We start from the raw sequence: 13,048 nt of genomic DNA on the forward strand, positions 1-13,048 counted from the left end.
CTTTCGTACGGGGCGACGACTTTGCCCCGCTTTTACCAGCGTAGACCATACCCGGACCGGGCCCGGAAGCCCGTTCGGGACCCTGCCAGCCGCTGCTACCCGCGCGCGTGGTGGTCGACCAGGTCGCGCAGGGCGCGGGCGTCCGCGATGGCCTGGTCGCGGCCGACGCCGGGCTGGATGCCGACGGCGGCGAGCGAGGTGCCGTCGGCGAGGTCGAGGGTGGCCCACGGGTCGCCCTGGCGGAAGTTGACCCGGACGATCTCGGCCCAGGCCAGGCGGCGGGTGCGGACGAAGTTGACCACCGTCACGCCGTCCGCGTCGGCGCTCACCCGGGGGCGGGCCAGCATCAGGCCCACGGCGGCGAACAGGACGCCGCTCATGACCATCATGATCCGGTCGTTGAGCTGCCAGCTCTCCGGGAGCAGCACGGCCAGCACGACGAACAGCGCCACCAGCAGCGCGCAGACCGGCAGCAGCACGGCGCGGGTGCGGCGGGGCGCCCAGGTGACGGGGAACTGGACGGGCGGCGTGGACACGTTCGGTCTCCGGTGGTTCGGGTGGCGGCAGCACAGGGGCGGGGACGCCGGCCGGCGTCCCCGCCCCTATTGAACCGTTCTTTACCTGTGGCGCCCCGGTGCGGGGTGGGCCGGTCAGAGGCGGCAGGCGTGGATGTTGGTGACCAGGATCGCGCGGGCGCCGATGCCCCACAGGTCGTCCATGATCTGCTGGGCCTCCTTGCGCAGCACCATCGAGCGCACGGCCACCCAGCCCTCGGTGTGCAGCGGGGAGACGGTCGGCGACTCCAGGCCCGGGGTGAGCGCCACGGCGGCGCCGACCTTCTCGGCCCGGATGTCGTAGTCCATCAGCACGTAGCGGCGGGCCACCAGGACGCCCTGGAGGCGGCGCAGGAACTGGTCCACGCCCGGGTCCTCGCCGGCGCCCTTGGGGCGGATCACCACGGCGTCGGAGACCAGGATCGGCTCGCCGAAGACCTCCAGGCCCGCGTTGCGCAGGCTGGTGCCGGTCTCCACCACGTCGGCGATCACGTCGGCGACGCCGAGCTGCACCGCGGTCTCGACCGCGCCGTCCAGCTTGGTGACCGTCGCGTTCACGCCGTTGTCGGCGAGGTGCTGCTCGACCAGGCCCGTGTAGGAGGTGGCGATGCGCAGGCCCTCCAGGCCCTTGACGTCCTCGACCTGCACGCCCTCGGGGCGGGCGAAGCGGAAGGTCGACGCGGCGAAGCCGAGCGCGAGGACCTCCTCCGCGTTGGAGTGCGAGTCCAGCAGCAGGTCGCGGCCGGTGATGCCCACGTCGAGGCGGCCGGAGCCGACGTAGACGGCGATGTCGCGCGGGCGCAGGAAGAAGAACTCGACCTCGTTGTTCGGGTCGACCAGGACCAGTTCCTTCGGGTCCTTGCGCTGGCGGTAGCCGGCCTCATGGAGCATCTCCGCCGCGGGACCCGAGAGAGAACCCTTGTTGGGGACGGCGATGCGCAGCATGGGAGGTTGCTTCCTTACCTGTCGGGGGAGGGAGGGCTACTGAACGGGGCGGGGCTCAGAGGTACTTGTAGACGTCGTCGAGCGTCAGCTTGCGGGCGATCATCATCACCTGAAGGTGATAGAGGAGCTGCGAGATCTCCTCGGCCGTCTGCTCGTCCGACTGGAACTCGGCGGCCATCCAGACCTCGGCGGCCTCCTCGACGACCTTCTTGCCGATCGAATGCACACCCTGCTGGACGAGCTGGGCGGTACGGGAGGTCGAGGGGTCGCCGGTGGCGGCCTTCTGCTGGAGCTCGGAGAAGAGCTCCTCGAATGTCTTCGAAGCCATGATGGGACTCACCTTACGGCGTGCGGGCGATGCGGAGGTAAACGATTCCGGACCGTGGACGGTCCGGTGGACGTCCACGGTCCGGACGGGGTGCCGGAGGCCGACGGTGTCAGTGCAGGGCGCGCAGGGTGGCGGCGGTGGCGACGGCGGCGGTGACGGCCTCGTGGCCCTTGTCCTCGGCGGAGCCCGGCAGGCCGGCCCGGTCGAGGGCCTGCTCCTCGTTGTCGCAGGTCAGCACGCCGAAGCCGACGGGGACGCCGGTGTCCACGCTGACCTGGGTGAGGCCGGCGGTGGCGGCCTGGCAGACGTAGTCGAAGTGCGGGGTGCCGCCGCGGATCACCACGCCGAGGGCGACCACGGCGTCGTAGCCGCGCTCGGCGAGGCGCTTGGCGGCCACCGGCAGCTCGAAGGTGCCGGGCACGCGCAGCACGGTGGGCTCGGCGATGCCCAGCTCCTTGAGGGCGCGGTGGGCGCCGTCCAGCAGGCCGTTCATCACCTGGTCGTGCCACTGGGCGGCGATGACCGCGACCTTGAGGTCGGCGGCGCCGTCGATGGTCAGTGCGGGGGCTCCGTGGCCGCTCATGCTCTGTTCCTGCTTTCGTACGTGGTCGGGTGGTTCGGGAGCCTGGTTCAGGAGCCCAGGCCGGGCAGGTCGTGGCCCATCCGGTCGCGCTTGGTGCGCAGGTAGCGCAGGTTGTGCTCGCCCGGCGCGATCTCGACGGCCTCGCGCCCCTTGACCTTGAGGCCGTGGTCGGTGAGCGCGGTGAGCTTGTCCGGGTTGTTGGTGAGCAGGGTCAGCGAGCGGACGCCGAGGTCCACCAGCATCTGGGCGCCGATGCTGTAGTCGCGGGCGTCGGCGGGCAGGCCCAGGTCCAGGTTGGCGTCGACGGTGTCGCGCCCCTGCTCCTGGAGTTCGTACGCCCGCAGCTTGTGCATCAGGCCGATCCCCCGGCCCTCGTGGCCGCGCAGGTAGAGCACCACGCCCCGGCCGGTCTCGGCCACGCGCTGGAGCGAGGCGTCCAGCTGCGGGCCGCAGTCGCAGCGCAGCGAGCCGAAGACGTCGCCGGTCAGGCACTCGGAGTGGACGCGCACCAGCACGTCCTCGCCGTCCGGCAGCCGCCCGTCCGGGCCGAGGCCGCCCGCGACCAGGGCGAGGTGCTCGACGCCGTCGATGGTGCCCTGGTAGCCGACGGCGGTGAACTCGCCGTACTGGGTGGGCAGGGAGGTGACGGCGGCCCGGTCCACGTGCAGCTCGGTGCGGCGGCGGTAGGCGATCAGGTCCGCGATCGAGATGATCGCGAGGCCGTGCTCGCGGGCGAAGACGACCAGCTCGGGCAGCCGCGCCATGGTGCCGTCGTCGTTGACCACCTCGACGCAGACGCCGGCCGGCGCCAGCCCGGCGAGGCGGGCCAGGTCGACGGTGGCCTCGGTGTGGCCGGGGCGGGCCAGCACGCCGCCCTCGACGGCGCGCAGCGGGAACACGTGCCCGGGGCGGGTGAGGTCGCCGGGCTCGGTGCCGGGCGAGGAGAGCAGCCGTACGGTACGGGCGCGGTCGGCGGCGGAGATGCCGGTGTCCACGCCCTCGCGGGCGTCCACGGAGACGGCGTAGGCGGTGCCCTTGCGGTCCTCGTTGACGGCCGTCATGGGCGGGAGCTTGAGGCGGTCCAGCTCGTCCCCGGTCATGGGGACGCAGATGACGCCGGAGCTGTAGCGGACGGTGAAGGCCATCAGCTCGGGGGTGGCGGCGGAGGCGGCGAAGATGAAGTCGCCCTCGTTCTCGCGGTTCTCGTCGTCGACCACGATCACGGCCCGCCCGAGGGCGATGTCGGCGATGGCGCGCTCGACCGGGTCGAGGACGATCTCCGCCGACTCGTCCGACTCGTCCAGCTGGTCCGTGCTCGCGTGCTGCGTCTTCCGGTTCTCGGTCATGCCGTGACTCCCTGCGGGACGTTGGCGGTGGTGACTCGGGGCTCACGGGTGCTCATCCACCAGGAGCGCAGGCCGAGGATCACCAGGACGAAGTAGACGGAGTAGGTGAGGCCGGAGAAGGTGTAGCCGCTGTTGAAGGCGAAGGGGACGCCGACCACGTCGACGGCGATCCAGGCGAACCAGAACTCCAGCCAGCCGCGCGCCTGGGCGATCATCGCGGCCAGGGTGCCGACGAAGATGTAGGCGTCCGACCAGGGGCTCCAGGACAGGCTCGGGTACGAGGTGAAGAGCAGCGCCAGGGCGACGGTGGCGGCTGCGGTGCCGCCGGCCAGAACGGCGCGCTCGGTCCAGGTGGCGAACCGTACGGCGATCGTGCCGGTGTCGGCGCGGCGGCCGAGGCGCCACTGCCGCCAGCCCCAGACGGCCGTGGTGATGATGATCAGCTGCTTGCCGATCAGGCCGGGGACGTGGCCGCCGAGGTAGGCGGCGATCAGCACGACGCCGGACAGGAGCTGCACGGGCCAGCTCCACATCGAGCGGCGCCAGCCGAGGGCGAGGGCGCCGAAGCCGAGCAGGTTGCCGATCATGTCGGCCCACTTCACGTGTTCGCCGAGGACGGTGAACGCCTCTCCGCTGAGCCAGCTCACTTGGATTCCCCCGTCTCGGGCAGGTTGGGCAGGGTGGGAAGGGTGGGAAGGGTCGGGAGCGTGCGGGCCTCGAGGAGGCGCTCCACGTACTTGGCGAGGACGTCCACCTCCAGGTTGACGCTCTCGCCGACGCTCTTCGCGCCGAGCGTGGTCAGGGCGAGGGTGGCCGGGATGAGGCTGACGGTGAAGCTGTCGAGGGCCGCCTCCACCACGGTGAGGCTGACGCCGTCGACCGTGATCGAGCCCTTCTCCACCAGGTAGCGGGAGACGGTGGCGGGCAGCGAGAAGCGCAGCACCTCCCAGCGCAGGTCGCCGTCGGCGTCGCGCTCGCCGGGCTCGCGGCTCAACAGCCGCCCGGTGGCGTCGACATGACCCTGCACCAGGTGTCCGCCGAGGCGGGCGCCGAGGGCCATGGCGCGCTCGAGGTTGACCGGCGAGCCGGGCTTCAACTCGCCCAGGCTGGAGCGGTGGAGGGTCTCGGCCATCACGTCGGCGCTGAACTCGCCGGTGCCGGCGGCCAGTTCCTCGGGGGTGTCGACGACGGTGAGGCAGACGCCGTTGACCGCGATGGAGGCGCCGTGGCCGGCATCGGCACAGACCACCGGGCCGCGCAGGCGGATTCGCGAGGAGTCGCCGATCTCCTCGATCGACACGACCTCGCCGAGCTCTTCGATGATGCCGGTGAACACCCGGGTCTCCTCGCGCTTGGGGCGCGGACTCCGGGGCGGCAGGGGGAGATGACACGGACGGGCACCGGTGCGCAGGTCCCGTGGCCGTACCCCTGGTCGGGGTGGGGCGTTCGGGGCCGCCGGGGGATCGCTCTCCCGTCACTCACCTGGCCGTGGTCCTGCTCGTTCGTTCCGCGACCGCGTGCTCGTGCGGTCGTGATCGCCCTCGTGGAACCACGGATACTGCTCTTCGTCCGCCCGCGCACGCCTCCCATCCGGACTTTAACCGTCGGTCCAGGAATTTCACCTGGTCAACCGGCCGCTGGCTGCGGACGGGTCGCGGACTGTAACCGCCGGTTCGGATTTTCACCGACCCCGGAGTGCGCTGAACGTCACTGCTGATGCCCGTCATTGTGCCACGCGGCGCGAGGACTCAGGGAGGGCCTCGGGGTGTGGGCTGTTTCACGCGGGGGGCGGGAATGCGCGACCCCTCCGGAGCGGGCCCTCCGGAGGGGGTCGGGCTGCGGGTGCCGGACGGCGCGTGTCGGACGGCGCGTGCCCGACGGCGAGGCTCAGGCGGCGGCGGGCAGGGCGGTGGTCGTGAAGTGGCTGACCTCCGGCGGGTGCGCGAGGTAGGTCATCTCCCCTTCCGACCAGACCGGCCGGATCCGCCACATCGGCCCGGCGTAGCCGCGCAGGGCCTCCTCGTCCCGCCAGCGGCTGAGCACGAGCACCCGCTGCCCGTCCTCGGCCACCGCGCGCAGCAGTTCGCCGCCCAGGCAGCCGTCCGTCCGCCCGAGCTGCGGGATCACCTGGGCGACCAGGTGCGCGCAGAACTCCTCCAGGCGACCGGCGACGACCTGCCCGGCCCAGATCCTGACGATCACGACCACCACCTCCCGTGGAGTCCCTGGCCCCATTATCGGCGCGAAAGGGCTGGTGGGGAGGGGTCCGGCGGGATTTTTACCTGGAGGTGCCCCGCGCTTCGAGGTGGCCGACGCCTCGCAGGGGGCTCCCCGTCCGCGTCAGGCCGCCTTGGGCATGTCCACCACCGAGGCGTCGACGGCCGCCCGCTGGACCGCCTCGACGCCCTTGTGGGCGGCGTCCTTGCTCGAGTAGCCCTGGCCGGTGGCGACGATCTCGCCGTTGCCCGCCTTGAGCCGGAACCGGTACTTGCCCGCGTGGTCCTCGTAAACCTCGAACTTGCCCGCCATCGGGCCACCTCCTCGGTCCTGGGGTGGGGGTGCGTCCCCCCGGGGGTGTCTCCCCGAGAGCACGGTGCGCCCGGCGGCGGGGTGGGCGCACCCGGGCGCAGCCCGTCCGGGTGAGATCCGGGCGGGCGGGGTTTGCGGGGGTGCCGGGGCCGGGGGCCGGTGGTTTGAATGGAGGGATGGACTGCGTGTTCTGTGCGGTGGTGGCGGGCGCCGAGCCCGCGCACCTGGTGCTGGAGGAGGAGGCGGCCGTCGCCTTCCTGGACCGCCGGCCGCTGTTCCCCGGCCACGCCCTGGTCGTCCCGCGCGCCCACCACCGCACCCTGGCCGACCTGCCGGCCGCCGAGGTGGGCCCGTTCTTCCTGTGCGTGCAGCGCGTCGCGGCGGCCGTGGAGGAGGCGCTCGGCGCGGCGGGCAGCTTCGTGGCGGCGAACAACCGGATCAGCCAGTCCGTACCCCACCTGCACGTCCATGTGGTGCCGCGCAATCCCAAGGACGGGCTGCGGGGGTTCTTCTGGCCGCGCCGGACGTACTCCGACGAGGCGGAGGCGGCGGCGGTCGCGGGCCGGCTGCGGGAGGCGTTGCGGCGGACCGGCTGACGTCCGGGCGGCCTGGCCGACGTCCGCACGGCCCGGCTGCGGGAGGCGCTGCGGCGGACCGGCTGACGTCCGGGCGGACCGCTCCGTTTAGGCTCGCGCGCATGGATGAACTCGCCGACCTGGTTCAGGGGACCGCCGACCGGCTCGCGCAGCAGAGCCCCGGCGCGGTGGTCGCCGGGCTCGCGGGCGGGCAGGTGCAGGTCCGGGGCGCCGGGCGGGATGGCCCCGGCGGCGAAGTGCCGGGGCCGCGGACGGAGTTCGGGATCGGTGCCGTCTCCAAGGTGTTCACCTCCCTGCTGCTCGCGCGGCTCGTGCTCGACGGCACGGTGTGCCTGGACGATCCGCTCGCCGAGGTGCTGGACGGCGAGGTCGCGGTGCCCAGCCGGCGCGGACAGCCCGTCACCCTGCGGCAGTTGGCCACGCACTCCTCGGGCCTGCCCCGGGACTTCCTGCACTGGCGCCGCTCCCCGTGCGTGCTGGAGCGGCTCGGGCGCACGCGGCTGCGGTCGGTGCCCGGGCGGGGCTTCCGGTACTCGGGCCTCGGCGCCGGGCTCCTCGGCCTCGCCCTCGCCCACCGGGCGGGCACCGGGTACGGCGAGGCGCTGGCGCGCGAGGTGTGCGAGCCGCTGGGGCTCACCGGCACGGGCGTACGGGACGGCGGCGGGGGCGGCTCCCGGCTGCGGCCCGTCGCGCTCCGCCCCGTCGTACTGCCCGGCGCGGGGGGCGTGCACTCGACCGCCGCCGACCTCGTCCTCCTCCTCCAGGCCCAGCTGGCCGCCGAGCACGCCCCGGACGGCCCCCTCGCCCCGGCGATCGCGCTCACCCGGGAGACCCGTCACCGCGTCAACCGGTTCGCCTGGACGCACCTCGGCTGGCTCGGGCACCGCCTCCACCACCAGCAGGGCGGCCACCTGCAGATCTGGCACCACGGCGGCGCCCCGGGCTCCCGCGCCTTCGTCGCCTTCGACCCGGCCACCTCCGTCGGCGTCGTCGCCCTCACCACCCAGCGCTCGCCCGACACGGCCGCCACGGCCCTGCTGCGCCGCCTCCAGACCCGCGCGGCCTGAGATTCCCACCGCCGCCCCACGGGAGCGCGCCACCATCGAGAGGGTTGGATTTCCGAACTCACTAGTCCTATATTGAGTTCGCTTTTCCAACCCACCCTCACAGGAAAGGCGGCCCGCCATGCGCGACGCCGTGATCGTCGAAGCCGTCCGCACGCCGATCGGCAAGGGCAAGCCGGGGGGCGCGCTCTCCTCCGTCCACCCGGTGGAGCTGCTCGGCCGCACCCTGCGGGCGCTGGTCGACCGCAGCCGCATCGACCCGGCCCTGGTCGACGACGTGATCGCCGGCTGCGTCGACCAGGTCGCCGAGCAGGCGATGAACACCGCCCGCTACGCCTGGCTGTCGGCCGGGCTGCCCGAGTCCGTCCCGGCGACCACCGTCGACCGGCAGTGCGGCTCCTCCCAGCAGGCCGTCCACTTCGCCGCGCAGGGCGTGATGTCCGGCGCGTACGACATGGTGGTGGCCTGCGGGATCGAGTCGATGAGCCGGGTGCCGATGTGGTCCAACGTGCCCGCGGGCGCGGACCCGTTCGGCGGGTCGGTCGCCGCCCGCTACCCGGGCGGGCTCGTGCCGCAGGGCGTCAGCGCCGAGCTGATCGCCGCCAAGTGGTCGATCACCCGGGAGGCGATGGACGAGTTCGCGACCGGCTCGCACGCCAAGGCGGCGCGGGCGCACGCCGAGGGCCGGTTCACGGACGAGCTCGTCCCGGTGGCCACGCCCGGCGGGCTGGTGACCATGGACGAGTCGGTGCGCCCCGCCACCACACCCGAGGTGCTCGCGGGCCTGCGCCCCTCCTTCGCCGACCCGGCGTTCGCGGAGCGCTTCCCGCAGATCGACTGGTCGGTGACGGCCGGGAACAGCAGCCCCATCAACGACGGCGCCTCCGCCCTGCTGATCACCGGCAGCGACACGGCCGCGAAGCTCGGGCTGCGCCCGCTGGCGCGGCTGCACTCCTTCGCCGTCACCGGCTCGGACCCGCTGCTGATGCTCACCGGCGTGCTGCCCGCCACCGAGAAGGTGCTGCGCCGCTCGGGGCTCTCGCTCGCCGACATCGACCTGTTCGAGATCAACGAGGCGTTCGCCAGCGTCGTCCTGGCCTGGCTCCAGGAGACCGGCGCCGACCCCGCCCGGCTCAACGTCAACGGCGGCGCCATCGCCCTCGGCCACCCGCTCGGCGCCAGCGGCGCGCGGCTGATGACCACGCTCGTCCACGAACTGCGGCGCCGGGGCGGGCGGTTCGCGCTGCAGTCCATGTGCGAGGCAGGTGGCCTGGCCAACGCGACGATCCTGGAGGCGCTGAACTGATCGCGGCTGCCTTCCCTTAGGGGCGGCGGGCGGTGCCCCGCAGGGGGTCCGTACTCCTCCGAGCGGACGCCAACTTCCTTGCGGGAAACCTAACGTCGACCGCATGAGCCGATTCCGCACCACCGCCGCCACCGCGGCCCTGCTGCTCGCGCTGCCCCTGTCCGTGGTCGCCGCCTCACCGGCCCCGGCCGCGCCCGCCGGCGCGTCCGCCCCCAGCTCACCGACGTACGAGCGCATCGAACTCCCGCGCCCGACCGGGCCGTTCGCGATCGGGCAGGAGATCCTGCACCTGGTCGACACCGCCCGGACGGACCCGTGGGTGCCGTCCTCCGGCCCGCGCCAGCTGATGGTGTCGATGTACTACCCGGCCCACGCGGGCACCGGCACCCCGGCGCCGTACATGACCCCCGGCGCCGCCCGGGCGCTCCTGGACGGCAAGGTGGCCGGCAACCACATCCCGACCGAGGTGGTCGCCGGGGCCCGGACGTGGTCGGAGACGGGCGCGCGCCCCTTCGGCGGGCACTACCCGCTGATCGTCCTCTCCCCCGGGTTCACCGCGCCGCGCACCGAACTCACCGGCCTGGCCGAGGAGTTGACCAGCCACGGGTACGTCGTCGCCCTGGTCGACCACACCTACGAGAATACCGGGACCACCCTCCCGGACGGGCGAACGCTCCCCTGCGTCGCCTGCGGAAACATCGACGGCGACGCGGGGTTCAGGGCCCTCGAGGAGGGCCGGACGAAGGACGTCTCCTTCGTCCTCGACCAGCTCACCGACCGCCCCCACCCGGCCTGGCGCTACTCCCGGCTCATCGACCGCGACCGCATCGGCATGGCCGGGCACTCGGCGGGCGGCGCGGCCGCCATCCCGGTCATGCTCACCGACGACCGCATCAAGGCCGGGGCGAACCTGGACGGCGCCTTCGGCTACCGCGTGCCGGAGGGCGGCATCGGCGACAAGCCGTTCCTGATGATCAGCCACACGCAGCCGGACGGCAGCGAGAGCGACACCTGGAAGGAGGCCTGGGCCAGGCTCGACGGCTGGAAGCGCTGGCTGCTCTTCGACGGCGCCGACCACGGCAGCTTCACCGACCTGCCGGTCTTCATGGAGAAGCTCGGCATCCCGCGGTCCCCGGGCACCACGATGTCGGCCCGTCGCGGGGTGGACCTCACCCGGCAGTACGTGGTGGCCTTCTTCGACCAGCAGTTGAAGGGGGTCGACCAGCCGTTGCTGGACGGGCCGAGCGCCGCGAACCCGGAGGTGCGGTTCCACTCCTGATCCCGTGGGTCCTGTGATCCCGTGCGGCGGAGCCTTCCGAGGCTCCGCTGTTCGGGTTCTCGGGCCTTCGGACTTTCGGGCTTTCGCGCTCTCGGGCTTTCGGGTTCTCGCGTTCTCGGGCTTTCGGGTTCTCGCGTTCTCGGGTGTCAGGCCGCCGAGGCGACCGGTTCGAGCAGCCGGTGCGGGCGGGCGATGGCCCGGGAGACCGGGTCGTCCCGCCGACCGGCGGCCCGGGCCGGGTTGGGGCGCATGGCGATCCCGGTGGGCGCCACCGGCGCGCCGCCGCAGCGGGGGCAGAGGCCGAGGTGGTCGAGGTCGGTGCCGCAGGCGGCGTGGGAGAACAGGTGGTACGGCCCGTCCTGCATCGCGTGCCGGGCGCCCCAGCGGCTCAACTGGTAGAGCGGGCCCCAGAGTTCGAGCCCGTTGGCGGTGAGCAGGTACGCGTGGCGCAGCGGCGCCTGCTGGTACGGCTCCTTGCGCAGCACCCCGGCCTCGACGAGGGCGCCGAGGCGGGCGGTGAGGACGGCCCTCGGGATGCCGAGGTGGGTGAGGAAGTCGTTGAACCGCTGCACGCCGTAGAAGGCGTCGCGGACGATCAGCAGGCTCCAGCGCTCGCCGATCACTTCCAGGGCGCGGGCCAGGCTGCAGTCCTGGGATTCGTAGTCGGTGCCGAGGGCCATGCGGGCCAGGGTAGTCCACGGCCGGAGTGGGTTCAATGAACAGACCATGGGTGGTAGCGTGCCGACCGAGAAGACGGTTCGTTCACCAGACTCACTGATCTCGATGCCCGGAGGGAACTCCCATGCCCCCCGCACCGCCCAGCACCTCTCCCCTGCGACCCGGCGCCACCCTGGCCGTCACCTCGGCCGCGACCGCCCTGGTCACCGTCGCCTACGCCGCCCCCACCGCCTCCCTCGCCGCCACCGCCGAGGCCGCCCACCTCGGCGCCACCGGACGCACCTGGATCCTCACCGGCACGCTCGTCGGCATCACCGCCCTGCTGCTCACCGCGGGCAGCGCCGCCGACGACCACGGCCGCAAGAAGGTCTTCACCCTCGGCGCCCTGCTGCTCCTCGCCTCCGAAGCCCTCGCCGCGCTCGCCCCCGGCGGCGCCGTCTACCTCGCCGCACGCGTTCTCCTCGGCGTCGCCTCGGCCGCCCTCCTCGCCCCCGCGCTCGGCCTGATCAGCCACGCCCACCCACCGGGCCCCGCCCGGGTGCGGGCCCTCGGGGTGTGGGGCGCGGCGCTCGGCCTCGGCATCGCGGTGGGCCCGGTGTACGGCGCGTTCGTCGAGCAGTGGGCAGGCTGGCGCGCGGTCAGCGGCGGCCTCGCGGTCGCCTCCGCCGCCGTGGCGGCCTTCGCCGGCGCCGTCCTCACCGAATCCCGGGCCGGGCGGCCGCGCGCCCTCGACCCGTACGGCGTCCTGACCCTGGCCGCCGGGACGTCCTGCCTGATCGCGGGCCTGGCCGAGGGCCGCGAGGGCTGGGCGCGGCCGGTGGTCGCGGCGCTGCTGGCGGGCGGGGTGCTGCTGCTGGCGGCGTTCGTCCTGGTCGAGGCGAGGGTGCGGGAGCCGATGCTCGACCTCGCGCTGTTCCGCGACCCCGGCTTCCTCGTCGCCACCGGCGGGGCGCTGTTCACGGGCGCCTCGATCGTCGGCTACATGAGCTACCTGCCCACGCTGCTGCAGGGCGTCCTCGGGCTCTCCGGCCCGGCGGCGGGCGGGGTGATCGCCCTCTGGTCGGGCCTGTCCGTCGTCTCCTCGCTCCAGGCCCGACGCCTGGCGGCGCACCTGTCCGCCACCGCCCAGGTCGCGCTCGGGCTGCTCGTCTGCGGCCTCGGCACGGCCGGACTGTACGGGCTCGCGCCCGGCGGCTCCTGGCTGCGGCTGGCGCCCGGGCTCGCGGTGGCGGGCGTCGGCAGCGGCGTCCTCAACGCGGCCCTGGCCCGGCTCGCCGTGAGCAGCGTCCCGCCGCACCGGGCGGCCATGGGCTCGGGCGCCAACATCACCTCCCGCTACCTCGGCTCCGCCCTGGGCGTCGCCCTCACCATCACCCTCGCCGGCTCCACCCCGGCCACCCCGGCCACCCTTGCGGCGGGCACCGACCGCGCCACCCTGGCCGCCGCCGCCCTCTGCGCCGTAGGCGCCCTGCTCGCCCTCCTCGCGCGCCGCACACCCGCGCCGCAGGCGGCTCAGCGCACGCCTGAGCCCGCTGCGGCGGGCGGGTGATGGGCCCTTGGGAGGGGCGCGGATCCTCCCTGATGCGGCCGACGGGCAAACATTGGCCCTTCGACACCCCGAGCACCGGTGCCACCCACCATCCCGCCCTCATGCGCGGGCCCTCCTCGCGCCCTCCTCGCGTCCCCCTCGCGTCCCCCTCGCGTCCGGCGAGCACCTCGCCGTCGAGCTCCCCCCGGGCGCTACCGCGTACGGTCCTTCGGCGGCGAACGACCCGAGGAGGACCCCTCCTACCTGGAACAGCTCGTCCTCCTACCCTGAGGCGACTCCCGGGGCCGCGTG

The 13,048-nt window shown here is 73.7% G+C and carries 15 protein-coding genes and 1 riboswitch; of the genes, 5 read left to right on the plus strand and 10 right to left on the minus strand.

The features are described from left to right. Positions 1-95: 95 nt before the first annotated feature. The 9 genes from ACIBCA_RS29315 to ACIBCA_RS29355 all read right to left on the minus strand — a co-directional run bounded on the left by ACIBCA_RS29315 (position 96) and on the right by ACIBCA_RS29355 (position 6,285). Positions 96-536, minus strand: a complete 441-nt coding sequence (locus ACIBCA_RS29315; RefSeq protein ID WP_396286024.1) for a PH domain-containing protein — start codon at positions 534-536, stop codon at positions 96-98. Between the two features lie 114 nt (positions 537-650). Continuing rightward, positions 651-1,499, minus strand: a complete 849-nt coding sequence (gene hisG, locus ACIBCA_RS29320) for an ATP phosphoribosyltransferase (protein WP_396286025.1) — start codon at positions 1,497-1,499, stop codon at positions 651-653. Between the two features lie 55 nt (positions 1,500-1,554). Next, positions 1,555-1,827: a phosphoribosyl-ATP diphosphatase gene (locus ACIBCA_RS29325; RefSeq protein ID WP_396286026.1), complete on the minus strand. Its 273-nt coding sequence runs from the start codon at positions 1,825-1,827 to the stop codon at positions 1,555-1,557. A 109-nt stretch (positions 1,828-1,936) separates the two neighbouring features. Continuing rightward, on the minus strand, positions 1,937-2,410 hold the full coding sequence (gene ribH, locus ACIBCA_RS29330; RefSeq protein WP_396286027.1) for a 6,7-dimethyl-8-ribityllumazine synthase: 474 nt from the start codon (positions 2,408-2,410) through the stop codon (positions 1,937-1,939). A gap of 47 nt (positions 2,411-2,457) precedes the next feature. Next, positions 2,458-3,756 (minus strand): bifunctional 3,4-dihydroxy-2-butanone-4-phosphate synthase/GTP cyclohydrolase II, encoded by a 1,299-nt coding sequence (locus ACIBCA_RS29335; RefSeq protein WP_396286028.1) that lies wholly within the window; start codon positions 3,754-3,756, stop codon positions 2,458-2,460. Continuing rightward, on the minus strand, positions 3,753-4,403 hold the full coding sequence (locus tag ACIBCA_RS29340) for a nicotinamide riboside transporter PnuC (RefSeq protein ID WP_396286029.1): 651 nt from the start codon (positions 4,401-4,403) through the stop codon (positions 3,753-3,755). Before ACIBCA_RS29340 ends, ACIBCA_RS29335 begins: the two co-directional genes overlap by 4 nt. Further along, positions 4,400-5,092 carry a riboflavin synthase gene (locus ACIBCA_RS29345; RefSeq protein WP_396286030.1) on the minus strand — a complete coding sequence of 231 codons (693 nt, stop codon included), beginning with the start codon at positions 5,090-5,092 and terminating at the stop codon, positions 4,400-4,402. Before ACIBCA_RS29345 ends, ACIBCA_RS29340 begins: the two co-directional genes overlap by 4 nt. Positions 5,093-5,330: 238 nt before the next feature. Next, a riboswitch (FMN riboswitch) is annotated at positions 5,331-5,458 on the minus strand. A 185-nt stretch (positions 5,459-5,643) separates the two neighbouring features. Further along, the gene (locus tag ACIBCA_RS29350) at positions 5,644-5,958 is read right to left on the minus strand and encodes an antibiotic biosynthesis monooxygenase family protein (protein WP_396286031.1); all 315 of its coding nucleotides are present in this window, start codon (positions 5,956-5,958) and stop codon (positions 5,644-5,646) included. 138 nt (positions 5,959-6,096) lie between these two features. After that, positions 6,097-6,285 carry a YegP family protein gene (locus ACIBCA_RS29355; protein ID WP_396286032.1) on the minus strand — a complete coding sequence of 63 codons (189 nt, stop codon included), beginning with the start codon at positions 6,283-6,285 and terminating at the stop codon, positions 6,097-6,099. Between the two features lie 176 nt (positions 6,286-6,461). Between ACIBCA_RS29355 and ACIBCA_RS29360 the strand changes: the two genes are divergently transcribed. From ACIBCA_RS29360 to ACIBCA_RS29375, 4 genes are all read left to right on the plus strand, one after another. Further along, entirely contained in the window at positions 6,462-6,881 is a 420-nt protein-coding gene (locus tag ACIBCA_RS29360) for an HIT family protein (RefSeq protein ID WP_396286033.1), read from the plus strand. A 101-nt stretch (positions 6,882-6,982) separates the two neighbouring features. Further along, positions 6,983-7,948 carry a serine hydrolase domain-containing protein gene (locus tag ACIBCA_RS29365; RefSeq protein WP_396286034.1) on the plus strand — a complete coding sequence of 322 codons (966 nt, stop codon included), beginning with the start codon at positions 6,983-6,985 and terminating at the stop codon, positions 7,946-7,948. Positions 7,949-8,066: 118 nt separating this feature from the next. Continuing rightward, positions 8,067-9,251, plus strand: coding sequence for a thiolase family protein (locus tag ACIBCA_RS29370; RefSeq protein WP_396286035.1), 1,185 nt, complete (start codon positions 8,067-8,069; stop codon positions 9,249-9,251). 103 nt (positions 9,252-9,354) lie between these two features. Continuing rightward, the gene (locus ACIBCA_RS29375; RefSeq protein WP_396286036.1) at positions 9,355-10,530 is read left to right on the plus strand and encodes an alpha/beta hydrolase family protein; all 1,176 of its coding nucleotides are present in this window, start codon (positions 9,355-9,357) and stop codon (positions 10,528-10,530) included. A gap of 146 nt (positions 10,531-10,676) precedes the next feature. Here ACIBCA_RS29375 and ACIBCA_RS29380 read toward each other — a convergent pair whose 3' ends face one another. Next, positions 10,677-11,210: a winged helix-turn-helix transcriptional regulator gene (locus tag ACIBCA_RS29380; RefSeq protein ID WP_396286038.1), complete on the minus strand. Its 534-nt coding sequence runs from the start codon at positions 11,208-11,210 to the stop codon at positions 10,677-10,679. Positions 11,211-11,332: 122 nt separating this feature from the next. Here ACIBCA_RS29380 and ACIBCA_RS29385 point away from each other — a divergent pair, with 122 nt between their 5' ends. Beyond that, positions 11,333-12,757: an MFS transporter gene (locus ACIBCA_RS29385; protein WP_396286039.1), complete on the plus strand. Its 1,425-nt coding sequence runs from the start codon at positions 11,333-11,335 to the stop codon at positions 12,755-12,757. Positions 12,758-13,048: the final 291 nt, after the last annotated feature.

The sequence above is a fragment of the Kitasatospora sp. NPDC051170 genome, from assembly GCF_044455705.1.
Classification (GTDB): Bacteria; Actinomycetota; Actinomycetes; order Streptomycetales; family Streptomycetaceae; genus Kitasatospora.